24 protein-coding genes and 2 riboswitches are annotated in these 21,908 nt (G+C 62.4%); of the genes, 20 read left to right on the plus strand and 4 right to left on the minus strand.

What is annotated here, in order from left to right; all coding sequences use genetic code 11:
- Window positions 1-4 precede the first annotated feature (4 nt).
- Complete coding sequence (locus ACN9MY_RS01640; protein ID WP_426336754.1) at window positions 5-1,651, minus strand: DUF1800 domain-containing protein; 1,647 nt, start codon at window positions 1,649-1,651, stop codon at window positions 5-7.
- 84 nt (window positions 1,652-1,735) lie between these two features.
- A complete protein-coding gene (locus ACN9MY_RS01645; RefSeq protein ID WP_426166889.1) occupies window positions 1,736-2,518 on the minus strand; it encodes an enoyl-CoA hydratase-related protein in 783 nt (260 codons plus the stop codon).
- Between the two features lie 88 nt (window positions 2,519-2,606).
- Between ACN9MY_RS01645 and ACN9MY_RS01650 the strand changes: the two genes are divergently transcribed.
- The 17 genes from ACN9MY_RS01650 (at window position 2,607) to ACN9MY_RS01730 (ending at window position 17,595) form a co-directional block, all read left to right on the plus strand.
- Complete coding sequence (locus tag ACN9MY_RS01650) at window positions 2,607-3,476, plus strand: LysR family transcriptional regulator (RefSeq protein ID WP_426166891.1); 870 nt, start codon at window positions 2,607-2,609, stop codon at window positions 3,474-3,476.
- 2 nt (window positions 3,477-3,478) lie between these two features.
- Window positions 3,479-3,683: riboswitch (cobalamin riboswitch) on the plus strand.
- 125 nt (window positions 3,684-3,808) lie between these two features.
- Window positions 3,809-4,489 (plus strand): energy-coupling factor ABC transporter permease, encoded by a 681-nt coding sequence (locus ACN9MY_RS01655; protein WP_426320097.1) that lies wholly within the window; start codon window positions 3,809-3,811, stop codon window positions 4,487-4,489.
- Entirely contained in the window at window positions 4,486-4,839 is a 354-nt protein-coding gene (locus ACN9MY_RS01660) for an energy-coupling factor ABC transporter substrate-binding protein (RefSeq protein ID WP_426166895.1), read from the plus strand. The genes ACN9MY_RS01655 and ACN9MY_RS01660 overlap by 4 nt, the downstream gene beginning before the upstream one ends.
- Window positions 4,829-5,563, plus strand: coding sequence for a cobalt ECF transporter T component CbiQ (gene cbiQ / locus ACN9MY_RS01665; RefSeq protein WP_426336755.1), 735 nt, complete (start codon window positions 4,829-4,831; stop codon window positions 5,561-5,563). Before ACN9MY_RS01660 ends, cbiQ begins: the two co-directional genes overlap by 11 nt.
- A complete protein-coding gene (locus ACN9MY_RS01670; RefSeq protein ID WP_426336756.1) occupies window positions 5,560-6,423 on the plus strand; it encodes an energy-coupling factor ABC transporter ATP-binding protein in 864 nt (287 codons plus the stop codon). Before cbiQ ends, ACN9MY_RS01670 begins: the two co-directional genes overlap by 4 nt.
- On the plus strand, window positions 6,420-7,202 hold the full coding sequence (gene cobM, locus ACN9MY_RS01675; protein ID WP_426336757.1) for a precorrin-4 C(11)-methyltransferase: 783 nt from the start codon (window positions 6,420-6,422) through the stop codon (window positions 7,200-7,202). The genes ACN9MY_RS01670 and cobM overlap by 4 nt, the downstream gene beginning before the upstream one ends.
- Window positions 7,199-8,101, plus strand: a complete 903-nt coding sequence (locus ACN9MY_RS01680) for a sirohydrochlorin chelatase (protein ID WP_426336758.1) — start codon at window positions 7,199-7,201, stop codon at window positions 8,099-8,101. The genes cobM and ACN9MY_RS01680 overlap by 4 nt, the downstream gene beginning before the upstream one ends.
- Entirely contained in the window at window positions 8,098-8,778 is a 681-nt protein-coding gene (locus ACN9MY_RS01685) for a precorrin-8X methylmutase (protein ID WP_426336759.1), read from the plus strand. Before ACN9MY_RS01680 ends, ACN9MY_RS01685 begins: the two co-directional genes overlap by 4 nt.
- Window positions 8,775-9,986 (plus strand): cobalt-precorrin-5B (C(1))-methyltransferase, encoded by a 1,212-nt coding sequence (locus tag ACN9MY_RS01690; RefSeq protein WP_426320107.1) that lies wholly within the window; start codon window positions 8,775-8,777, stop codon window positions 9,984-9,986. The genes ACN9MY_RS01685 and ACN9MY_RS01690 overlap by 4 nt, the downstream gene beginning before the upstream one ends.
- Window positions 9,987-9,990: 4 nt before the next feature.
- A complete protein-coding gene (gene cbiE, locus ACN9MY_RS01695; protein WP_426320109.1) occupies window positions 9,991-11,307 on the plus strand; it encodes a precorrin-6y C5,15-methyltransferase (decarboxylating) subunit CbiE in 1,317 nt (438 codons plus the stop codon).
- Window positions 11,304-12,095 (plus strand): precorrin-2 C(20)-methyltransferase, encoded by a 792-nt coding sequence (cobI, locus tag ACN9MY_RS01700; RefSeq protein ID WP_426320111.1) that lies wholly within the window; start codon window positions 11,304-11,306, stop codon window positions 12,093-12,095. Before cbiE ends, cobI begins: the two co-directional genes overlap by 4 nt.
- The gene (locus ACN9MY_RS01705) at window positions 12,092-12,856 is read left to right on the plus strand and encodes a cobalamin biosynthesis central domain-containing protein (RefSeq protein WP_426320113.1); all 765 of its coding nucleotides are present in this window, start codon (window positions 12,092-12,094) and stop codon (window positions 12,854-12,856) included. Before cobI ends, ACN9MY_RS01705 begins: the two co-directional genes overlap by 4 nt.
- Window positions 12,853-13,257: a cobalamin biosynthesis protein gene (locus tag ACN9MY_RS01710; RefSeq protein WP_426166915.1), complete on the plus strand. Its 405-nt coding sequence runs from the start codon at window positions 12,853-12,855 to the stop codon at window positions 13,255-13,257. Before ACN9MY_RS01705 ends, ACN9MY_RS01710 begins: the two co-directional genes overlap by 4 nt.
- Entirely contained in the window at window positions 13,254-14,255 is a 1,002-nt protein-coding gene (gene cobJ / locus ACN9MY_RS01715; RefSeq protein WP_426320115.1) for a precorrin-3B C(17)-methyltransferase, read from the plus strand. Before ACN9MY_RS01710 ends, cobJ begins: the two co-directional genes overlap by 4 nt.
- Window positions 14,252-14,584 (plus strand): (2Fe-2S) ferredoxin domain-containing protein, encoded by a 333-nt coding sequence (locus ACN9MY_RS01720; protein ID WP_426320117.1) that lies wholly within the window; start codon window positions 14,252-14,254, stop codon window positions 14,582-14,584. Before cobJ ends, ACN9MY_RS01720 begins: the two co-directional genes overlap by 4 nt.
- Window positions 14,585-14,592: 8 nt before the next feature.
- Window positions 14,593-15,246, plus strand: coding sequence for a 5,6-dimethylbenzimidazole synthase (gene bluB / locus ACN9MY_RS01725; protein WP_426320119.1), 654 nt, complete (start codon window positions 14,593-14,595; stop codon window positions 15,244-15,246).
- A 2-nt stretch (window positions 15,247-15,248) separates the two neighbouring features.
- Window positions 15,249-15,475, plus strand: a riboswitch (cobalamin riboswitch).
- Between the two features lie 74 nt (window positions 15,476-15,549).
- Window positions 15,550-17,595: a TonB-dependent receptor gene (locus ACN9MY_RS01730; RefSeq protein ID WP_426320121.1), complete on the plus strand. Its 2,046-nt coding sequence runs from the start codon at window positions 15,550-15,552 to the stop codon at window positions 17,593-17,595.
- On the opposite strand, the gene ACN9MY_RS01735 is transcribed toward ACN9MY_RS01730, so the two are convergent.
- On the minus strand, window positions 17,544-18,221 hold the full coding sequence (locus ACN9MY_RS01735) for a TetR family transcriptional regulator (protein WP_426337619.1): 678 nt from the start codon (window positions 18,219-18,221) through the stop codon (window positions 17,544-17,546). The two genes, ACN9MY_RS01730 and ACN9MY_RS01735, sit on opposite strands and share 52 nt — an antisense overlap.
- Before the next feature lie 80 nt (window positions 18,222-18,301).
- Between ACN9MY_RS01735 and ACN9MY_RS01740 the strand changes: the two genes are divergently transcribed.
- From ACN9MY_RS01740 to ACN9MY_RS01750, 3 genes are all read left to right on the plus strand, one after another.
- The gene (locus ACN9MY_RS01740) at window positions 18,302-18,967 is read left to right on the plus strand and encodes an O-methyltransferase (RefSeq protein ID WP_426320125.1); all 666 of its coding nucleotides are present in this window, start codon (window positions 18,302-18,304) and stop codon (window positions 18,965-18,967) included.
- A 356-nt stretch (window positions 18,968-19,323) separates the two neighbouring features.
- On the plus strand, window positions 19,324-19,773 hold the full coding sequence (locus ACN9MY_RS01745; RefSeq protein ID WP_426166929.1) for a mobile mystery protein A: 450 nt from the start codon (window positions 19,324-19,326) through the stop codon (window positions 19,771-19,773).
- Window positions 19,761-20,354 (plus strand): mobile mystery protein B, encoded by a 594-nt coding sequence (locus ACN9MY_RS01750; protein WP_426166931.1) that lies wholly within the window; start codon window positions 19,761-19,763, stop codon window positions 20,352-20,354. The genes ACN9MY_RS01745 and ACN9MY_RS01750 overlap by 13 nt, the downstream gene beginning before the upstream one ends.
- A gap of 239 nt (window positions 20,355-20,593) precedes the next feature.
- On the opposite strand, the gene ACN9MY_RS01755 is transcribed toward ACN9MY_RS01750, so the two are convergent.
- A complete protein-coding gene (locus tag ACN9MY_RS01755; protein WP_426336760.1) occupies window positions 20,594-21,883 on the minus strand; it encodes a hypothetical protein in 1,290 nt (429 codons plus the stop codon).
- Between the last annotated feature and the right edge of the window lie 25 nt (window positions 21,884-21,908).

Consider the following 21,908-nt stretch of genomic DNA (forward strand, 5'->3'; position numbering starts at 1 on the left):
GCCTTTACTTCTGTACGATGAATTCGGGGGATGCCATGACCAGCGTGAGCGCCGCATAGACGCGGTTGGCGCGCGCGGCGTCGGTGCCGGTCGCCATGCTGGTGACAGCGTTGCGGATCAGGGTCACGGTGTCTGCGCCCAACTGGCCGGCCGCCAGCACCAGATTGATCTCGTCAACCAGGGCAGGCACGTTGTCGGCCAGCGGCAGCAGGCTCGAATAATCCGCCTTGACGTCGCCAATGCCCCTGCTGATGGCAGTCTGCATGTAGTTGGCATAGCCGACCACGCTGGTTTCGTTCACGATCTGGAATTCTGGTGCGACCACGCCCAGTGCCGGCGGCACGTAGCCGGGGCGGAAGAAATTGAAGACGCTCGGCGAGCGCAGCGGGCTTTGTCCCAGGCGGGACGAGGGCTCACTGGTATTGCCAATGGCCCAGGCTTCGCTCGGCGAGGTGGCGTTGTAGGCACGCGCCCATGCGGTAAAGCGCAGGATGGGTTCGCGCACCTTGCCGAAGCCGGCGTTCGTCAGGTTGGCCGCGGAACGTGCTTCCTGGTCCAGCAGGATGGCCTTGATGACCGCTTTCAGGTCGCCCTTGACGCCGCTGCCGTTGTTGTTGAAGACAGCAGCGACACGCGCCACGTACTCTTTCGCTGGATTGCTGGTGACCAGGCGCTGGATCAGCTGCTTCGATACGAAAGGCGCCACGTTCGGATGCGCGAAAATCGTGTCGAGCGCCTTGTTCAGGGCCGTTGCCGCATCGACGCCGCTGGCGATCGTGGTGCCGAGGAAGATTTTTTCGCCAGGCTCGTATTTGGTTCCAACCTGGGTCATCGGGCGCTTGCGGTAATCCGGCGTGTCGCTGGTACCGCCGGCGAGGTCGGAGTCCCAGCCGGTGAATACACGGGCCAGGCCGGAAATGTCGGCTTGGGTATAGGTTTCCTGCTCGGTCGCCGTGCCGTCCGGGTTCAGCTTCAGCAGGCCGATGGTGAAGAGCTGCAGGATCTCGCGGGCGTAGTTCTCGTCCGGCATGGAGCCGGTTTTCGGATTGGCCTTGGCGTTGCCGCGATAGGTCAGGTATTCGCCCATCGAGGTCGACAGCGTGACCTGCTGCAGCAAGGTGCGGTAGTTGCCGAAGGCATTGGCCTCCAAAATGTCCATGTAGGCGGCGCCGGTGAAGGCACGCCAGGCACCGGTGAAGCCATCCAGGGAGGCGACGACGATTTCGGACAAGGCCAGCGTCACGCGCTGGCGCAGGGTATCGGGGGACGTGATCAGCTTGACCCACAGTGCCGCGTCGATGCCGGCCTGGGTGTTCTTGTTTTCGATGGCGTTGAAGCCCTTCGCCATCAGCCAATCCCAACGCGATTGCGAAGTGGGCATCGCCATCTGCTCGTCCAGCCACTTGCTATAGCCGAGCGCTTGGACCCGAGTCATCTGATCATGCGTTGCGCCCATGGAGGCCTGGGCGAGGAAACGTGCGGCCTGGGCGCCTGCAATCGATTCGACCTGGGGTGGCACCGGCGAGGTCGTACCTCCGTCGCTGCCCTTGCTTTCGCTCCCCCCGCCTCCGCACGCTGTCAGCAAGGTTGCCGCGGCCAGGGTCGCAGAGAGCTTTAGCGAGCTCTCATTATTCTCGATTGTATCGTCCATTGTTGCCCCTCGGAAATTTCCTTAAGGGGGCAGTATAGCTAGAAATGGATGAGCAAAACCTATCGTGCGCAGGTTTTGTGGGTTTTATTCAACCCTTTGTCGAATGTAGTCGGGAGCGACTTTTTTAACGAAAGCATCTGTGCCGATGCGGAAGTTTTCCGTTGCCGCGACGAGCCCGAAATAGTCGGCGCCCAAGCCTGCGGATTCTTCCAGCGTCATGTTCAAGCCACGGTGCAGGGCCTCCCATGTCAGGCGCACTGCGTCCGGGGACTGGTCGAGGATCTCGTACAGGATGGCGCGCGCTGCATCCATCACCGCGTCGGGACTGGCCACCTGCTGCACAAGGCCGATTCGCAGGGCTTCTTCAGCATCGATGATGCGGCCGCGCAGCAGCATTTCCGCTGCGCGGCCTTTCCCCACCAGGCGCGCAAGGCGGGTAGTGCCGCCAAAGCCAGCAACAGCGCCGATGCGCACTTCAGGATGACCGAGTTTTGCATGGCTGGCTGCGATGCGGATCATGCATGCTTCGGCAAGTTCCAGCCCGCCGCCCAAGGCGTGTCCGTTCAGGGCCGCCACCACGACCTTGCCAAGATTCTCGATGCGGTGCGTGATGTGGACCGCAAGCCTTGCGAATTCGCGTACTTCCAGCGGGGTAGCCTGGCTCAGGTACTTGATGTCGGCGCCGGCGGAGAAGGCTTTGGAGCCGGTGCCGGTAAGTATCACGGCGCCGGCTGCGGAACTGGCGGCCGCCATGTCCAGCATTTCTTCCAGTCGCTGCAAGGTCGGCAGGTCGAGCGCATTCAGCGCATCGGGGCGATTCAATGCAATGACGGCGATGCCGGCGGATTCTCCATACAGGACAGTCATGGCTTGGCTCCGGGAGTTGAGATTAAGGTTAGTATAGGTTTCCAGAATTGGACGTAGTTTTGTGAGTTCAGAAAACAGTTTTCCGAAAATGAAAAACCTTGCCTTCGACTGGAATGAGCTGAAGTTCTTTCTCGCGGTTGCACGAAGCGGCGGCCTTAGCGGCGCTGCTGCGGTACTGGGCACCAGCGCATCCACGGTCTCGCGCCACGTTGACGCGCTGGAGCGCCGCACTGGCCGAAAGCTGTTCTTGCGCCAGCAAAGCGGCTATGCGCTGACCGATGACGGCAGTGAACTGCTGGCGCACGCCGGGCAGGTGGAGCAGGCCATGGCTGCCGCTGCTGCGCCGGGCGATGCGCAGCGCGCAGTGTCCGGCGTGGTGCGGCTGGCGACTACTGAAATGCTGGCGCAATTCCTGGTCGCGCCCAGGCTGGCGGCATTGCGAACGCTGCATCCGGCGCTAAGGGTGGAGCTCGATATCGCCATGGCTGCGGTCAACCTGTCGCGGCGCGAAGCCGACCTGGCGCTGCGCATGGCCGCTCCGGACGATGGAGCAGGCGACTACATCGCAAGGCGTATCGGCAAGGTCGATTTCGCCCTTTACCGCGCAGCCGCTGTTTCGCATGACAGCGGTGACTACATAAGCTGGGACGGCGCCTGGGATGGCCTGCCGATGGCAGCCGCACTGCGCACTGCATTCGACGGCAAACCGCCAGTCCTGGCGTGCAACAGCCTGCCCACGCAGATCGCCGCCGCCCGCTCCGGCGTGGGCGCCGCCATGCTGCCATGTTTCATCGGTGATGCAGAGCCGGCGCTCCAGCGAATGGGGCGACTGGCCACGCCAGTATCGCGCGACCTGTGGCTGGTCTATCACCGCGACCTGAAAGCGAGCCTGCGCGTACAGGCAATGGCAGCCTTCCTGACCGAGATCACAGGCGTTTGCCACGCAAGAGACCTTTAATGTACTATTCGGCAATTGGGTGCGCGCGTCCTGTCCTGGATGCGCGTTAAACGGGAAACCGGTGACGCTGCCATGTGCGGCCACTCCGGTGCAGCCCCCGCTGCTGTAAGCCTGACGAATCCGGAAATACGCCACTGCGCAACGCGCGGGAAGGCCCGGACGAGGATGAAGGCGAGCCAGAATACCGGCCCGATACTGCCAGCACTGTTCTCCGGGGTGAAGGGAAGCCGCTGTCGACCGGCTTCCTGCGTCTTGCCCGCCTGCCCCCTGTCGACCGTCTCCCGATTCTCCCATGAAGGTGCTCCCATAGACCATTCGACGGGAGGTTTCGAATGCACATCATGGAAGGTTTCCTGCCGCCCGCGCATGCGCTTGGCTGGGCAGCCGTATCCGCTCCTTTCCTGGCCTGGGGCCTGCGCAGCATGGCGCGCGGCTTGCAGGCGCACCCCGAGCGGCGCATGCTGCTTGGCGTTGCTTCGGCCTTCGCTTTCCTCCTGTCTGCGCTGAAGCTGCCGTCCGTGACGGGAAGCTGTTCGCATCCGACCGGCGTCGGGCTTGGCGCGCTGCTGTTCGGTCCTGCGGCGATGGTGCCGGTCGGCTTTGTCGTGCTGCTGTTCCAGGCCTTGCTGCTGGCCCACGGCGGCTTGACCACGCTGGGCGCGAACGTGTTCTCCATGGCGATCGTCGGGCCCTTCGTTTCCTATGGCGTATTCCGCTCCACGGCGGCCCTCGGGCTATCGCGCGCGGTCGCGGTGTTCGCGGCCGCCTGTATCGGCGACCTGGCAACTTACCTGACCACTTCTGCACAGCTGGCCTGGGCCTTTCCTGATCCGATCGGTGGTATCAGCGCTTCGTTCGCCAAGTTCGCCGGTATCTTCGCGTTGACACAACTGCCGATCGCTATCAGCGAAGGCTTGCTGACCGTACTGGTGGTGAATGCGATGGCGCGCTTCAATGCGCACGAGCTGCGCCTGCTGCCGGTGATGGCGCATGTGAAGGAGAAGTCGGCATGAAGGCGCGTACTGGCTTGATCTGGGCGGCCATCATCCTGTTGACCGTTTTGCCGCTGTGGTTTGCAGACATGCCGCCGGCGGAGCCGGGCGGCGCGGCGCCAGCAGCATTCAGCGGAGCGGATTCGCGCGCGCAACAGGCGATTGGCATCATCGCACCACACTACAAACCCTGGTTTGCACCGCTGTTCGAACCGCCGAGCGGAGAGATCGCGTCGCTGCTGTTCGCGCTGCAAGCTGCGATCGGCGCGGGCGTGATCGGTTTCTGGCTCGGCACATCGATGGCGCGCGAGCGCGAACAACGTTGCGCACAGGGGGATTCGGTGCCGGAGCAGGATTCCCATGCGGATTGACGCCGCAGCCTACGCCTCGCGCTGGCAGGCCGTCGCTCCAGGCGCGAAGGGCCTGTTCGCGCTGGCCGGCATCGCTGCCGCCTGGCTCGCCCGCAGCCTTGACACGCTGGCCGTGCTCGCGCTGCTCTCCATGTTCGCCACGCTGGCCGGGGCGCGCGTGCCAATCCGGACCTACTTTGCCGTAGCGGTAGCGCCGGTCGGCTTCCTTTTGCTGTCCTGCCTGACAATGCTGGTCACGCCTGACGGCGGGGGCGGCTGGCGGTGGGCGCCTGGGCTCTCGCCGGCAGTCGGGTACATTGCCCTGCGCTCGATCGCCGCGCTGGCCGCCGTACTCGGGCTGGTGCTGACCACGCCGATGCCGGACCTGTTGATGTTGCTGCGCCGCCTGCGCGTACCCGAACTGCTGCTGGACCTGATGGCGCTGTGCTACCGCATGCTGTTCGTGCTGCGCCAGGCATGGGACGAAGGCAGTACCGCGCAAGCTGCGCGCCTGGGACATGGCGGCTGGCGCCAACACTGGCGGTCGATAGGGTTGCTGACGGGCCAGATGGCACTACAGGTATGGCAGCGCGCGTCGGCACTGCAAATGGCGGCCGATGCGCGCGCCTTCGAGGGCAGCCTGCGCCACTTGCCGGCCTCCTTCCCGCATGCGCGACGCCAGCTTGCCCTATCCTTGCTGGCGAGCGTGCTGCTGCTGGCATTTTCCCTGCGTGACAGGCTATGACGCCTTTGATCGAACTCGAAGCAGTGGAGCACGCGTTTGCCGACGGCAGCCCAGGCCTGCGCGGCTGCACGTTGTCGCTTGGGCGCGGACGCCGTCACGCGCTGCTCGGCGCGAACGGCGCCGGCAAGACCACGCTCCTGCTGCACCTGAACGCTTTGCTGCGCCCTACCGTGGGCCGCTTGCGCTGGCACGGCAACGAGTACGACTACAGCCGCAGTGGGCTGGCCTCGTTGCGCAGCCGGGTCGGCCTTGTGTTCCAGAATCCTGACCGCCAGCTAATCTCGGCACTGGTCGAGGAGGATGTGGCGTTTGGGCCGCTGAACCTCGGCCTCGACGACGCCACGGTACGCACTCGCGCCGCGGATGCGCTCGATGCCGTAGGCCTGGCCGGCTTTGCGCGCCGTCCCGTGCACCACCTGAGCTTCGGCCAGAAGAAGCGCGTCTGCATTGCCGGCGTGCTGGCCATGCAGCCCGAAGTCCTGCTGCTGGACGAACCGATGGCGGGCCTGGACTCGCCGATGCAGATGGAACTCGAGACATTGCTGGACCGCCTCGCCGCGCGCGGCGTGACGATCGTCCTATCCACCCACGACGTCGACTTTGCCTATCGCTGGGCCGACGACATCCACATGATGGCTGCTGGCCTCTGCATTGCATCGGTTCCCACCCAGGAGCTGGCCTCGCGCCAGGAGGCGCTGCGCGCTGCCGGCCAACGCTTGCCCCTGGCATTGGCATTACATGCCGAGCTGGCCAAACGCGGCTTGCTTCCCGCCGGCGCCGCACCGCGAAGCGTGGAGGCCGTGCTGACCGCACTGCGCGCGCAGCCTGTCGACGAACACCAAGGAGAAATACTGATATGACAGCTGGCAAAGTCTGGTTTGTCGGCGCCGGTCCCGGCGACCCCGAACTGATCACCGTCAAGGGACAAAAGCTGCTGGCACAAGCTGGCGCCGTGCTGTTTGCCGGCTCGCTGGTGGACCGCGCCGCAACGCTCTACGCGCCACCTGGCTGCGTTATCCGCGATTCGAAAGACATGACGCTGGAAGAGATGACGGCCTGGCTGATCGAGCAAACTCGGGCCCACAGCACCGTAGTAAGGCTGCAGACCGGCGATCCCGGCCTGTACGGCACCCTGATTGAAATGGCGCGCCCGCTTGCCGCCGAAGGCATTGAATGGGCAGTGGTCCCGGGCGTTTCGTCCGCCATGGCTTCGATGGCAGCCGCCGGAGAATCCATGACCTTGCCCGAGGTGACGCAAAGCGTGATTTTCACCCGCGTCGAAGGCCGCACCCCAATGCCGGATGGCGAAGATCTGGCCAGCCTGGCCTCACACCGCACCACGCTGTGCATCTTCCTGTCGATCACCCTGATGTACAAGGTCGAGGCGGCCCTGCGTGCGGCGGGCTGGCCGGAGGACTCGCCCATGCTGGTCGTGCACAAAGCCAGTTGGCCCGGCGAGGAGAAGATCCTGCGCGGGACGCTGGCCGACATCAAGCAGCGCTGCCGGGAAGCCGGCGTAGCCAGCCAGGCCATGATCGTGGCCAGCCCCACGCTGGGCGCCTTGCACTGGGAAACCCTGGTGCGCTCCAAATTGTACGACCCAACCTTTACCCACCGTTTCAGAAAGGCCAGCGCATGAACCAATCCATCATGATGCCAGCGATTGCAGCAGCGAGCGATACCATCCTCGTCGTCGGCCATGGCTCCCGCGAGGAGTCGGGCAACCAGGAAATCCGTGAATTCGTGGACATGTGGCGCGCACGCCGGCCGGGCTGGCGCATCGAATTGTGCTTTATCGAGTTCGCTCCCCCCGAGCTGAATGCCAGCTTGCTGGAGGTTGCTGCCAGTTCGCGCCGCGTGCTGGTAGTGCCGCTGATCTTGAATGCAGCCGGCCATGTCAAGATGGAGATCCCAGAGGCCATCGAGGGTGCGCGCATCGCCCGTCCGCAAACGGAATTCCTGCTGGCGCCGCACCTGACCGCCTGCGACCCGGTACTGGCCATCCTCAAGCGCCGTCTGCGCAAGGCCATGGGCACGCTCGACATGCCCGATCCGACCACCACCGGCGTCGTGCTGCTGGGCCGCGGCTCTTCCGACCGCGGCGCCAACGGCGAGATGGCCAAGATGGCGCGCTGGCTGCTGGAAGAGGGCGATCACGAACTGGTGGACCTGGCTTTCACCGGCATCACCTGGCCGCGCCTGGAAAAGGTCGTGCAGCGCCAGTTCACGCTGGGCGTGCGCCAGGTCGTGGTGCTGCCATACTACCTTTACACCGGCACGCTGATGCAGCGCATCCACCGCCAGGTTGAACACCTGCGCGGCCAGTATCCGCAAGTGCGCTTCGCCTGCACCGAGCATTTCGGCTTCGAGGCCGAGATTTTCGAGCTGATGGACCAGCGCGTGGAAGACTTGCGCGCTGGCGTGCCGGATAGCCGCCTGCCTTGCGACGGCTGTACCTACCGCGAGATCGCACATGACCATGGCCACGGCCACTCCCATGCGCACACACACGATCACGCAGAGGCGCAGCCAGCATGAGCACCATCAACACCGTCACCGAACAACTGACCCGCGCTGGCCAGGTGATCGAGCATGACAGCTTCGCCATCATCGACGCTGAAGTCGGCTCACATACCTATACCGAATCGCAATGGCCAATCGTACGGCGCATGATCCACGCCAACGCGGACTTCGACTTCAACGGCCTGACCGACTTCCATCCGGCAGCAGTGCGGGCCGGCATCGCCGCCATGCTGGCCGGCTCGACGCCTGTCGTTGCCGACGTTGAAATGATCTGCTCCGGCCTGTCGCAACCGCGCCTCGCCCACTTCGGCATGAAGACGCACCAGTTCATCAGCGATGCCGACGTTATCGAAACCGCCAAAGTCGAAGACACAACGCGCGCCGTACAAGCCATGCGCAAGGCGCACCGGCTTGGCCTGCTGGAGGGCGCCATCGTTGGCATCGGCAATGCGCCGACCGCGCTGATCGAGCTGGTGCGCCTGATTCGCGAAGAAGGCGTGCGCCCTGCGCTGGTGGTTGGCATGCCGGTTGGCTTTGTCTCCGCCGCCGAATCCAAAGACTTGATGGCGGAAGTGGCCGAGGTGCCGTGGATCGTCATCCGCGGCCGCAAGGGAGGCTCGACGCTGGTGGTCGCAGCCCTCCATGCCCTGCTGGCCCTGGCCGAGGCAAAGCAGAAGACAGGGCAGGCATGAAGGAAAAGGCAGCGGCCGAACGCGGTACGCGCACCGGTTTCACGACCGGTGCCTGTGCTGCCGCAGCGGCGCGCGCAGCGGTGCTTGGGCTGGCGACGGGCCAGGTGCCGGAGGAAATCGAAAGCCTGCTGCCGAATGGTAGTCGGGTGCGCTTTGCCGTGCACGACGGCGGCTGCAGCGCGCAGTCCGCACACGCCATGGTGGTCAAATTTGCAGGCGACGACCCCGATTGCACCGACGGCGCCCACTTGACGGTCGACCTGCGCCTGCTGCCCGGCCGCGCCGGCGACGTGCTGTACGTGGCCGGCGACGGCGTTGGAACGGTAACCATGCCCGGCCTCGGGCTGGAGGTAGGCGGTCCGGCGATCAACCCCGTACCGCGTCGTAACATCGCCGATAACCTGCGCGAAGCCGCACCCGCCCTGCTGCAGGAGCATGGCATCGAAGTCACCATCAGCGTGCCGGATGGACAGGTGATGGCCAAGAAGACCACCAACGCGCGCCTGGGCATCCTGGGCGGCATCAGCATCCTGGGCACCACGGGCATCGTCAGGCCGTATTCGACGGCGGCCTGGCGTGCCAGCGTGGTGCAGGGCGTGCAAGTGGCGGCGACCACCGGCCACGAAGTGGTTGCGCTGACCACCGGCGGCCGCACGGAGACCTTTGCCATCGCCACGCTGCGCGCCGAACGCCCCGAGCTGCCGTCCGCTTGCTTCGTCCAGATGGGAGACTTCCTGCGCTATGCGCTGGACGAAGCCGCCTCGCAGCGCATTGGCCTCGTGGTGCTCGCGGTCATGGTGGGCAAGCTGACCAAGATCGCGCAGGGCGAAACCATCACCCACGCCAACCGCAGCGAGGTCGATACCGACCTGGTGGCGGAGATCGCGCGCCGCATCGGCGCCCCACCCGAGGACTGCGCCGCCATTGCAGCAGCCGAAACAGCGCGCTTTGGCGCCGAACTGATGGTTGAACGCGGCCTGGGCGACGCCTTCCACCATGCGCTGGCCCAAGCCGCCATCGATACCCTGACCGCGCCCGAGCGCTATGGCCGCGCATTCCAGCTGCGGGTGCTGGTGTGCGATTTCAGCGGCAACCAGGTCGCCGACGTCTGGTCGGCGCCTGCGCTCCCGCAAGAACGCCCGTCCGACGCAAGGCGCATCGGCATTGACCACATCCTCGATATCGACCCCGAGCCAATTCCCGAATAGACCCATGGATACCTGTTTAACTGATCCCAATCCCTGCCGCGTGATCGGCGTGCTGGATGACGGTGCCGCAAGCCTGAATGCAACAGCGCTGGCATGGCTGCGCAATGCCGACGTGGTGATCGGCGGCGCCCGCACTCTCGCGCTGATGAAGAATGAGTTCAAGCCAGGCGCCATCTGCCGCGACCTGACTGCACGCCTGAAGGAGGTTCCCGACTGGGTGCGCGCCGCGCGTGCCGACAACTTGTGCTGCGCGGTGCTGGCGACCGGCGATCCGCTGTGCCACGGTATTGCGCCTTACCTGGCGCAGCACCTGTGCGTGCAGGCGCTGGAGATACTCCCCAACCTGTCGACGCTGCAGCTGGCTTGCGCACGCATCGGGCTGGCCTGGCAAGATGCGCGCATTGTGTCGGTTCATGCCCGCGACGCCGGCGAATGGTCGCGCGGCAGTACACCTGGCCACGGCCTGTACGGACTGGCCCAGGCGCTGCGCCAGCATGCACGCCTGCTGGTGCTGACCAGTCCTGACAACAGTCCGGACCGCATCGCCCGGCTGCTGCTGGCTGAAGGCCTGGGCGACGATTTCCACATGGCGGTCGCAGAGAACCTTCTGCAGCCAGAGGAACGCGTACTGGCAGAACTTAGCCCACGTGAAGCGGCTGGCATGCAGTTCGCCGCCCTGAACGTCGTGTTGCTATGGCGCGTAACGCCGGTGCCAAGCCCTGTGCGATTCGGCCTGGCGGACGCGGAATTCGAACAGCGCCAGCCGGAGAAGGGCCTGATCACCAAGCAGGAAGTGCGCGCCGTCAGCCTGGCGCGGCTCCAGCTTCGATCCGACAGCGTGGTGTGGGATATCGGCGCCGGTTCCGGCTCGGTAGGCCTGGAAGCGGCCCGTTTGTGCCCACAGGGGCACGTGTTTGCCATCGAAAAGAACGAGGATGACTGCGCCATCGCAGGCCGCAACCACGCTGCGTTCGGCGTGGCAAATTACAGCCTGTACCACGCCAAGGCGCCCGATGGCCTGGATGCCTGGCCCGATCCGGACGCCGTATTCATCGGCGGCTCGGGCGGCGAACTTGCGGGATTGATTACCGGCGTGCTGCGACGCTTGCGTCCCGGCGGCACGCTGGTGATGAACTTCGTCACGCTTGAAAACCTTGCCACGGCCACTGCCGCATTGCAGGCGCTGGAGAGCAACGGCGTGAGCTGGGACGTGCTGCAATTGCAGGCCGCGCGCAGCAAGCCGATCCTGCACATGCACCGCATGGCGGCCGAAAATCCTGTGTGGATCGTTTGTGCACGCCGCTCTGGGGGAACAGCATGAGCGGTACCTTGTGGGGGATCTCCCTCGGCCCCGGCGACCCGGGCCTGATTACACGCGCCGCGTGGGAAGCGTTGCAGCGGCGCGATGCGATTTGGGTCTACCCGGCGCGCAGCGGCAAGACCCCAAGCTACGCATTCGATATTGTGCAACGCGCCGGCCTTGCACCGCCCGACAAGCATGAATTGCTGCTGTTCCCCATGACGCACGACGGCGAAAAGCTCGCACGGGCCTGGATGAAGGCCGCCGAAACCGTGCTGCCCTGGCTTCGCGCGGGCCGCGACGTGCTTTTTCTCGTCGAAGGGGACGCCAGCACCTATGCCACCTTCGGCCACCTGGCGCGCACGGTGCGGGCTTTGGACGAGCAGGTGCCTGTGCAAGTCATCGCCGGCGTCAACGCCTTCACCGCCGCCTGCGCCGAAGTGCCAGTGCCGTTCGCAGAACAGGATGACACGGTCGCAATCGTGCCAGCGGCATATGGCGTCAGCGCCATCGACCGTCTGTTGCCGGACTTCGACACCCTGGTGTTGATGAAGGTGAAGCCCCTGCTCGATGAACTGATCGACTGGCTTGAGCGCAAGGATTTGCTGGCGGGCGCGCACTTTATCGAACGTGTCGGCGCTCCGGACGAGCGTCGCTTCAGCGGCGTCGAGATCCTGGCGCTGCGGGGCACCAAAGTCAGCTACCTGTCGCTGCTGATCGTCAAGCACGGACAGCGCATTCGCGGTGAACGCATCAAGGGCTGCCTCAAGAAGCCCGGCCCTCAACCATTAACCCTGGAGACTGCATGAGCAGCTTATCAATTGTCGACACAGCGGCGCCGCGCTTATGCCTGGTAGCCATCACGAAGCATGGCGCGGCACAGGCTGCACGCCTGGCCGCCGACCTGCCCGGCGCCGACATCTGCACTTCCGCCAAGTTTGCGGCGCAATTTTCCGGCCTGCCGAATGCGGTACGCGCCTACGACGGCGCGCTGCGCGATGAAATCGGCCCCTTGATTGAAGGCTACGACCAGATCGTGTTCTTCGTGTCGCTTGGCGCCGTGGTGCGCCTGATCGCCCCCCACCTGCGCAGCAAGGACGAAGACCCCGGCGTGATTGTGGTGGACGACGCCGGCCAGTTCGTGATTCCGGTCCTGTCCGGCCACGTCGGTGGTGCCAACGAATGGAGCGAACGCGTAGCCGACTTGCTGGGCGCAGTGCCTGTGCTGACCACCGCGTCGGACGTGGGCCGCACCATTCCGGTCGATATCCTTGGCCGCCACCTTGGCTGGCGAGTGGAAGCGCCCAAGATCAACATCACGCGCGTTTCTGCGCACGTCGTGAACGGCGAACCGATCGCCTTCGTACAGGAAGCCGGCAGCCCGAATTGGTGGACCAGGCCGACGCCGCTGCCGGACAACATTCACTTCTTCAAGCACTTCGACGACGTACTGCTGGAGCGCTACACCGCGCTGCTGTGGGTAACCCATGCCGAGGTGTCGGAAGAACGCTGGAATGCCCTCCACGAACGACTGGTGGTGTATCGCCCGCCTCTGGACGGCGCAGCGTGAGCACTTTCACGATCGGCCTTGGTTGCGACCGTGGCGCCATGCTGCAAACGGTGCGTGAGGCCGTGCATGCAGCGCTGCGCGAGGCCGGAGCCCAACCCGGGCAGGTAAGCGCCGCCGCAAGCATCACGCTGAAACGCGATGAAGAAGCTTTGCTCGCTTTCGCCGAAGAAAATGGCTGGCCGCTGCACTTCTACGCACCGGAAGAATTGGCGGCCGTTCCGGTACCGAATCCTTCAGAAACCGTGCGCCGCTACACCGGCACGCCATCGGTAAGCGAGGCTGCCGCCCTGCTGGCCGCCGGCCCAGGCACGCCAATGACCGCCCTGGTGGTCGAAAAATTCAAACTCCGAGGCGTGGACAACCGCAATGTCACCGTCTCAATCGCAAGGAAGAATCCATGAACGCTCCATTCGAACAACCTGCTTCTGCGGGAAAGATCATGCTGGTCGGGATTGGTCCCGGCAGCGTGGACCACATGACGCAACGCGCCCGCGACGCTATCGCCGAGGCGGACGTGGTGATCGGCTACGTCACCTACATCAAGCTGGTGGCCGACCTCATTGAAGGCAAGGAGATCATCCGCAAATCGATGACGGAAGAACTGGACCGCGCCGTCAGCGCACTCGAAGCCGCGCGCGCCGGCAAGAAGGTGGCCCTGATTTCGTCCGGCGACGCCGGCGTATACGGCATGGCCGGTCCGACCTACGAAGTGCTGTTCCAGTCCGGCTGGACCCCGGAAGACCCGGTGCAAGTGGAGATCATCCCCGGCGCATCGGCCCTGAACAGCTGCGCGGCCCTGGTCGGCGCACCGCTGACCCACGACTTCTGCGCGATTTCGCTGTCCGACCTGCTGACGCCCTGGCCGACCATTGCCCGCCGCCTGGATGCGGTGGCGATGGCGGACTTCGTTGTGGCGCTGTACAACCCGAAAAGCGGCCGCCGCACACGCCAGATCGTCGAAGCGCAGCGACTGTTCCTGCGCCACCGCCGTGCCGACACACCAGTTGCCATCGTCAAGAGCGCCTACCGCCGCCGCGAAAATATTGTCTTCACCACCCTCGACAGCATGGCCGACGCCGACATTGGCATGCTCAGCACTGTCCTGATTGGCAACAGCAACACCTTCGTGCGCAACGGCCTGATGGTAACGCCGCGCGGCTACGCCAACAAGTACGACATGCAAGAGGGTGGCGCGACGCGCGAAGGTGAGCGTGCAGGCCGTTCCCTGTCGACAGGCCTGCTGGGATGGCTCGATACGCTGCGCGCCGAACACGAAGCCGGTGCCAGCATTGAAGAACTGGCAGCGCAGTACCGACTGCCCGCCGACTATATCCGCGCCACGCTCGACGAGCCGTGGGAAGCCGAGACCAGCACCGAAGCGGAAGGGAGCGAAGCATGAGCGACACCCCGGTAAAACCAAAGATCAGCAGCTACCACCGCCACCTGCTGATTTGCACCGGCCCGCGCTGCACTGCCGACGGCCAGTCGCAGGCCCTGTTCGACAGCCTGGGCGACAAGTTCAAGGCCGCGGGGCTGAATGAGGGCGAGCTGCGCGTGAAACGCAGCCGGGTAAGCTGCTTTGCGGCCTGCAAGGGCGGCCCGATCGTCTGCGTCCAGCCGGACGGCACCTGGTACTACAATGTCACTCCCGAGAACATGGACCGCATCATCGACCAGCACCTGTGCAATGGACAGGCCGTTGAGGAAATCGTGTTCCATCAACAGTGAGAGTAGAAGTGCAAAGCAGTTTTGACCAGGCAGCGATTGATGCCGTTTATCGTGTAATTGCCGAACGGCGCGACGTGCGCCACTTCGTACCTGGTGCAATCGATGAAGACCTCCTCATGCGCCTGTTAGCAGCGGCCCACCAGGCGCCAAGTGTCGGCCTGATGCAGCCCTGGCGCTTCATCCGCATCGAGAGCCCCGAGCTGCGCGAGCAGATGTATCGGCTGGTTGACGAAGAGCGCCGGGCCACCGGCGCCGCTCTTGGCGACCGCAACGAAGAGTTCATGCGGCTGAAGGTCGAAGGCATCCGTGACTGCGGCGAAGTGCTGGTGGCAGCCCTGATGGACCATCGCGAAAAGCACATCTTCGGCCGCCGCACCTTGCCCGAAATGGACCTGGCCTCGGCAGCCTGCGCTATCCAGAACATGTGGCTGGCCGCCCGCGTGGAAGGCCTTGGCATGGGTTGGGTCTCGCTGTTCGACCCGCTCAAGCTGGCTGCCTTGCTGGGCATTCCTGAAGGCGGCAAGCCGGTCGCCATCATCTGCCTCGGGCACGTCGCCGGCTTTTATCCCAAGCCGATGCTGGAACTCGAAGGATGGGCCATGCGCGGCAAGCTGGCCGACCTGGTTTATACCGACAGGTGGCAGGATAACAACAGTGCATAGCGTATAATCGCCGCCGTTTGGTGCCTCGCGCGCGTTCAAGCGTGCAGTTAAACGGGAAACACATGGCCGTGCTGGTTCAGCCGGCAGGCCAGGGTGTGCTGCCCCCGCAACGGTAAGCAAGCATCGTTCTCCAACGAAGGCCGTCTACACAAGCCACTGTGCGCAAGCATGGGAAGGCAAGACGGTTTGCCTTGCCAGCCCGGATACCGGCCAGACAGGTGGTGCACGCATCGGCGACGATGCGCGCGCTGTTCGGTCGCGCTCACGGGGAGGTGGGCGGGATTGCCGATTCAAACATCCATAATGAAAAAGAAACTGATCCCCATGGTCGCGGGGGCCTTGTGCGCTGTCGCGCAGGCACAAGAGCAAGAGACACCAGCCAGGGTGTACGTCGTTGGCCATCACTATGACAATGGCATTCGCACTTCCGACGCTGCCAGCGAAGGAACCATCACTTCGGCACTGATCGCCAACCGGCCTGCATTGCGGCCCGGCGAGATCCTTGAATTCGTGCCGGGCATGATCGTCACCCAGCACAGCGGCGACGGCAAGGCGAACCAGTACTACCTGCGCGGCTTCAACCTGGACCACGGTACCGACTTCGCCACCTTCGTCGACGGCATGCCGGTCAATATGCGCACGCACGGCCACGGCCAGGGCTATACGGACCTGAATTTCCTGATTCCAGAACTGGTTGGCCGCATCCGCTACCGCAAAGGCCCCTATTACGCAGACGAAGGCGATTTTGCATCGGCCGGCGCCGCGCATATGGGCCTGTCTGATAAGCTGAACGAAAATTTTGCATCGCTGACCGTCGGCGCGGATAACTATCGCCGCGGCGTAGTGGCGAATTCCACCGAGGTTGGCAACGGCAACCTGCTGTATGCACTCGATTTCGGCCACAACGACGGCCCTTGGCAGATGCCGGAAGCGTTCCACAAATCGACGGGTGTGCTGCGATACAGTTCGGGCAACAGCGCGGAGCGTTTCAGCATTACCGGCATGGCGTACAAGGCCGGCTGGCACGCGACCAGCCAGATCCCGCTGCGCGCGGTACAGGACGGACGGCTGGATGAATTCGGTGCGGCCGATCCGAGCGACGGCGGCCGCACCGCGCGCTACAGCCTTTCCGCCGAGTGGCGCAAGCGCGCGGGCGACACGCTGACGGAGGCGCACGCCTATCTGGTACGCAACGATCTCTCGCTGTACAACGACGTCACCTATTTCCTCGACGATCCGGTCAACGGCGACCAGGTGCTGCAGACGGAACGCCGCAAGATGACGGGTTTCGACCTGACCCAAACCTGGTTCGGTCAACTCGGCCAACGCTCGATGGAGAACAACATCGGCGTGCAGGGGCGCTTCGACCGCATTGCGCCAGTCGGGCTGTACGCAACGACGCAGCAGCAGGTGCGGCACCCGATCGCCGAATCGCGTGTTACCGAAGCGAGCATGGCCGCATGGTTCCAGAACACAGTGCAGTGGACGGACTGGCTGCGCTCCATTGCCGGCGTCCGCTACGACAGCTACCGCTTCAATGTCGGCAGCTCTATCGCGGAGAACAGCGGGAAGGTGAACGATCACATTGCATCACCCAAGATCTCCCTTGTGCTCGGGCCCTGGAGCAAGACGGAGTTCTTTGTGAACTACGGAGAAGGCTTCCACAGCAACGATGCGCGCGGTACCACGGCACGCCTGTCGCCACGCGAACGCGAGCCTGTCGATCCTGTCACGCCGCTGGTGAAAACGCGCGGTGCGGAAGTCGGCGCCCGCAGCGAGTTCGTGACCGGCCTGCAAAGCTCGGTCGCACTGTGGCGCCTGCGTTCCGGGTCCGAACTGGTATTTTCCGGCGATGCCGGCGACACGGCGCCGAGCCGAGCCAGCAAGCGTTCCGGCGTCGAGTGGAACAATCACTACGCCGCGACCAAGCACCTGCTGCTGGACTTCGACCTGGCCTATTCGCGTGCGCGCTACACCGAGTTCGACGCCGCCGGCGACCGTGTGCCGGGCGCTGTCGAGAAGGTGGCTTCGTTTGGCGCAACGCTGAACGACATCGGCCCATGGTCCGGCGCGTTCCAGCTGCGCTATTTCGGTCCGCGGCCGCTGATGGAGGACAACAGCGTTCGCTCGTCCAGCACGGCTATCGCCTACTTGCGCACCAGCTATCGCTTCGACCGCCGCTGGCAGCTGACGGCCGACGTGTTCAACCTGTTTGACCGCAAGGCGAGTGATGTCGACTACTACTACGCCTCACGCCTCGCGGGCGAACCGGCAGAAGGCGTGTCCGACATCCACTTTCACCCCGGCGAACCGCGCACGGTGCGTTTGACTTTGCGCGCCGTGTTCTGATCCGCCAGCCCGGCCAGATATGCGCACAGCATATCGGCCAGGCCGCCAGCGTAAGCCTTGATCTCCTTATCGGTACGGGGTTCCTGGGAAAACTGCTGGCCGACGGCGCTGAGAGTATCCATCACCAGGTCGCTTGCCAAGGTACGCTCCGCATTGGTGGCATTGGGCAGCACCTGGTCGATAAAAGTCCGGAACATCCGATCGCCGGAGGCTTTGGTTTCGATGGCCTCTGGCGCGTCGCGGTAAAGCGGCGCCGCGTCGTTCAGGGCCGTACGCACCGACGCTTCTTCACATTCCGAGCGCACAAAGGCATACACCAGCTTACGCAAGCGCTCCAGCGGCGGCTTCGCTGCATCCTGCAGGATATCCGACAGCATGGCCGACGTTTGCTGCCACTCGTCGCTTTGCAGGCGAAACAGGATCGAAGCCTTGTTGGGGAAGTACTGGTAGATCGAGCCCACGCTCACGCCCGCGCGCTCCGCCACGCGCGTTGTGGTGAAGCGGCGGGCGCCTTCTTTCGCCAAAACCTGAATAGCTGCCTGCAGAATTGCGCTGACGAGGTCATTTGAGCGGGCCTGTTTTGGCCTTCTTCGCGAGGAAACACGGGCGTTTTTGCTATCGGTCATGGCGGGTCCTGGGAACGCGAATATGAAATGTGAAGGATTATTCATATTATTCCTGCTCTTACACAAGAAAGGAATACCCAATGATTACCCTGACTTCCGCACCTGTCGCGCCCCTGCTGAACCGCCTGTTTGACGACGCCAAAAGCACACGGGTGCCTGCTATCGCCGCCTTCGCCGCACTGCCGGAAGAGGAGCGCGTGCGCATCATGAGCAGCAAGACCGGCTATCGCGAAATCTACGCGGACCTGAAAGACGCCGCGATCCCGGTGTCGCGCGAGACGGGCCTGCTGCTGTACATGTTGGCGCGCAACGCCAAGGCAAACGTGATCGTCGAATTCGGCACCTCATTCGGCATCTCGACCCTGCATCTGGCGGCAGCACTGCGCGACAACGGCGGCGGCCTGCTGATCACCACGGAGTTCGAGCCATCCAAGGCACAGCGCGCCCGCGAGAATCTTGAGGCAGGCGGCCTGCTTGACCTGGTTGAAATCCGCGAGGGCGACGCACTGGAAACTCTGCGCGCCGGCTTGCCGGAACAGATCGATCTACTGCTGCTTGATGGCGCCAAAGGCCTGTACTTCGACATCCTGCGCCTGGTGGAACACCGCCTGCGTCCCGGCGCGCTGATCATCGCCGACAATGCAGATTACTGCCCTGAGTACATGTCGGTGGTGCGCGAGCCGGACGGCGACTACCTGTCCTTGCCGTTGCCCGGCGACGTTGAACTTTCGATGAAGCGCAACTAAGTCACGAAGCGTCCGCCCACTCCATCGAGCGCTGCACCGGGGAAGTAGCGGCTCAGGCGACCGGTATTGCAGAGGGACTTGTGCTTTCATTTGATCGCTGTCGCCGCAGCCCTGATTCTGATCAGCTATTCCCCGAACAGGATAGCGACATGCCGTAGCAAACGCATGCCAAGACATGGGCACCGACGTGGTCGTCTAAATACCCGCTTCGGGTTCGTGGAAAAAAAATTGATCATAATCGATCTTTTGCGTCATAAATGATCGTGTTTAACCTATAATTTATTTTATTATTGATCGCTTTAAATCGATCAAGTTTGAGCTAAAATATCGATCATGATCGATATTTTTACACTCGCATGGACATCAAAAAGTTACAACTTGGACAGTTAAGCGAGGCCTTGCGAGGTGTTCACATTCCTCCGCGCCCACCTGTTGGCTGGATTCAATCAATTCGCAAAACGGTAGGAATGACCACCCGTCAACTAGCGGAACGCATGGGAGTTGCGCAAAGCACGGTCGTGGCCATGGAACAGTCGGAAAAAGGTGGCACGATCACATTGGACAGTTTGCATCGTGCTGCCGAGGCATTGGATTGTGAGTTGCGCTATGTTTTGGTTCCTCGTCAAGAGTTGCAAACCAAGGTCGAACAACAAGCGACCATCGTTGCGAAGAGAAACATCGCGAAAGTTGCTCACACGATGAGCCTGGAGAATCAAGAACCGTCGGATAAATTCAAGAATTCCTTGCTGAACGAAGAAAAGGAAAGAATCATGAGAGGGCGCTGGGGCAAGCTATGGGACCGCTAGGCGGATCGCACGCCCCCGGCGCCACACCAAACGATCCGGATGAGGTAGCAGGCCTGATCCCTAAACACATCACCACCCGTGGAGAGCTCGACGAATGGGAAACATCGAATATCTTAGCGGGGAGAAATTGGGCGTTTAACAACCGCTATCGCGGCGACATTCTCTCTGAGGACTATGTACGAAAACTGCATAAGCAGATGTTTGGCAAAACATGGAAATGGGCTGGCACATTTCGCAACACTGAGAAATCGATTGGTGTCGATCCGGCACGAATTGCAGTGGACCTACACAATCTACTCGGCGACGTGAAAACTCAGCTCGAGTTCAGTTCGTATCCTCTGGACGAGATCGCCACTCGGCTACATCATCGTCTCGTCTTGATCCATCCATTTCCGAACGGGAACGGTCGCCACGCTCGGCTTCTCACAGAGGTCTTCCTGCAAGTGAATGGCGCTGCGCCATTCACTTGGGGACAAGTCAACTTGAACGCCGCATCGGCAACACGTTCTGCTTACATCGCTGCACTACAAGCGGCTGACGCGCGCGATTACGCTCCCTTGTTGAATTTCGTAAGGTCATAATCCTCATGCTGACCAAATTTGGTCGGCATGAGGTTAGGCGGCACGGCGTGTCGGCGGTAAATAGTAGCGTTCCTTTGCTTTGACCAAGAATGTCTAACCGATTGAAATTTATGGACATTTCTCAATCCTGGAACGCTTCTAAAACCCCAAAGTACCCTCACCAACGACGAAAACAGCCGACGGGAAATAAAAGCGGTCCCGAAATGAGATTCGACGCCCAGATAGAGGCCGCCCTAACATCACCTAACGGGGCTATAGCGTTCAACGATTCTATCGAGAAGTGACTTTGCTTCAGCAGGTAGGACCCTATGGTCAGCATGCGGCCTTGGATGGATTATTGCAGCCAATTCATTAGGCGAGACAAAAGAATAGCTGTCCTGGAAGTCTCCGACGTGCTCTTTCACCTCTGTCTTCAAGGCTATCAGGACCTTGAAGCAAGGGCTACAAATTCTCGGTGTATCTCGCCAAGCCTTTCCGGTTGCCGGAACATTAAATCGAATCTCCCCCTTGTCACCAACGTAGACCACCTGAGTCTTGCTTCGTCGGCAAATTGGGCAGCACCAGTCATCCGGGAACAAGTCCCAATTCGTCGCTTTGTACTCAACGCTTTTGAGCAAAGCGAGATAGTTTGATGGAAGTGCCCGGGCCTTCTTAACCGTGCCGTCCCTCCAACGTGACACGTTCGGTTTGGAGACCCTAGTTTGCATTCCCAATGCATCCGCAACTACATCGGAAGGAAACCACTTCGAGATAGCAGCATGCACTTGGTTTCCATATCCATAGACGGGGATTGGGTCGAACTTTTTTGGGTGTGGTTCGAACCAGTGTGCGTCTGTCGCCGCTGCCTTTGCCACGGCCCTGATAATCCTCATGCGAAGCACAAAGGCAGCCTTCGCAGCTTCCCAAGCTGCCTGAGCTTTCGATTCGTCGATTAGGTGTGGCTGATGGTTCTGCGGCGCAATAAACTCGCGAATCTGGCAGATTGAAAACGAGAACTCACGAGGTATCGCCAGGACCTTTTTCGCGTTGGTATCGGCGTTGTTACAATCCTCGCAGACTAGAACCGCTTCGTACGCCCCAAACGCGTTGCTCATGTTATCGATGAGCTTCCTACCGTCCACCTGTTCGATGGTAGTTCCAGCATCAACGAACGCAGCGTTAAAGGCTTCTTCGAGTACATCCTCCATATGGTCATGATGTACTACGGACTTGGCCAGAATTTGCCCCTTCTTACCGACACGCGATATCTGTACTTTTGTTCGCTTACAGCACGGACAAATCCATCCTTGCGGAGAACCAATCCAGTTGCTGTTCATTTCAAAGCGCCTATCGCCATGAATGGCTAAGATTTCGCGAGCCACCGGTGAATTCTGGCTATCGAGGCTGTTAATCTCACCTGAGTCCACGCATTCAACCAACAGCTGCAGGCCTTCTCGGTACTCGCCATCTGGTACGCCACCTTTTGGTTCGTGACTTCTGCTCCATGCTCCAAATCGGCTGAAATAAAGTCCAGCGCTATCACTCAGCATCCATCTATTCCTTTGTCTTGTTGAG

The organism is Pseudoduganella sp. R-31, assembly GCF_049913235.1.
Taxonomy (GTDB): Bacteria; Pseudomonadota; Gammaproteobacteria; order Burkholderiales; family Burkholderiaceae_D; genus Rugamonas.

Coding starts and splice junctions, on each gene's coding strand:
- ACN9MY_RS01690 (WP_426320107.1), top strand. CDS start 8,775: ATGAAGGAAAAGGCAGCGGCCGAACGCGGTACGCGCACCGGTTTCACG.
- ACN9MY_RS01745 (WP_426166929.1), top strand. CDS start 19,324: ATGGACATCAAAAAGTTACAACTTGGACAGTTAAGCGAGGCCTTGCGA.
- ACN9MY_RS01655 (WP_426320097.1), top strand. CDS start 3,809: ATGCACATCATGGAAGGTTTCCTGCCGCCCGCGCATGCGCTTGGCTGG.
- ACN9MY_RS01735 (WP_426337619.1), bottom strand. CDS start 18,221: ATGACCGATAGCAAAAACGCCCGTGTTTCCTCGCGAAGAAGGCCAAAA.
- ACN9MY_RS01660 (WP_426166895.1), top strand. CDS start 4,486: ATGAAGGCGCGTACTGGCTTGATCTGGGCGGCCATCATCCTGTTGACC.
- ACN9MY_RS01705 (WP_426320113.1), top strand. CDS start 12,092: ATGAGCAGCTTATCAATTGTCGACACAGCGGCGCCGCGCTTATGCCTG.
- ACN9MY_RS01650 (WP_426166891.1), top strand. CDS start 2,607: ATGAAAAACCTTGCCTTCGACTGGAATGAGCTGAAGTTCTTTCTCGCG.
- ACN9MY_RS01720 (WP_426320117.1), top strand. CDS start 14,252: ATGAGCGACACCCCGGTAAAACCAAAGATCAGCAGCTACCACCGCCAC.
- ACN9MY_RS01740 (WP_426320125.1), top strand. CDS start 18,302: ATGATTACCCTGACTTCCGCACCTGTCGCGCCCCTGCTGAACCGCCTG.
- ACN9MY_RS01730 (WP_426320121.1), top strand. CDS start 15,550: ATGAAAAAGAAACTGATCCCCATGGTCGCGGGGGCCTTGTGCGCTGTC.
- ACN9MY_RS01750 (WP_426166931.1), top strand. CDS start 19,761: ATGGGACCGCTAGGCGGATCGCACGCCCCCGGCGCCACACCAAACGAT.
- ACN9MY_RS01685 (WP_426336759.1), top strand. CDS start 8,098: ATGAGCACCATCAACACCGTCACCGAACAACTGACCCGCGCTGGCCAG.
- ACN9MY_RS01680 (WP_426336758.1), top strand. CDS start 7,199: ATGAACCAATCCATCATGATGCCAGCGATTGCAGCAGCGAGCGATACC.
- ACN9MY_RS01755 (WP_426336760.1), bottom strand. CDS start 21,883: ATGCTGAGTGATAGCGCTGGACTTTATTTCAGCCGATTTGGAGCATGG.
- ACN9MY_RS01670 (WP_426336756.1), top strand. CDS start 5,560: ATGACGCCTTTGATCGAACTCGAAGCAGTGGAGCACGCGTTTGCCGAC.
- cobM (WP_426336757.1), top strand. CDS start 6,420: ATGACAGCTGGCAAAGTCTGGTTTGTCGGCGCCGGTCCCGGCGACCCC.
- cobI (WP_426320111.1), top strand. CDS start 11,304: ATGAGCGGTACCTTGTGGGGGATCTCCCTCGGCCCCGGCGACCCGGGC.
- cbiE (WP_426320109.1), top strand. CDS start 9,991: ATGGATACCTGTTTAACTGATCCCAATCCCTGCCGCGTGATCGGCGTG.
- cbiQ (WP_426336755.1), top strand. CDS start 4,829: ATGCGGATTGACGCCGCAGCCTACGCCTCGCGCTGGCAGGCCGTCGCT.
- cobJ (WP_426320115.1), top strand. CDS start 13,254: ATGAACGCTCCATTCGAACAACCTGCTTCTGCGGGAAAGATCATGCTG.
- ACN9MY_RS01640 (WP_426336754.1), bottom strand. CDS start 1,651: ATGGACGATACAATCGAGAATAATGAGAGCTCGCTAAAGCTCTCTGCG.
- ACN9MY_RS01645 (WP_426166889.1), bottom strand. CDS start 2,518: ATGACTGTCCTGTATGGAGAATCCGCCGGCATCGCCGTCATTGCATTG.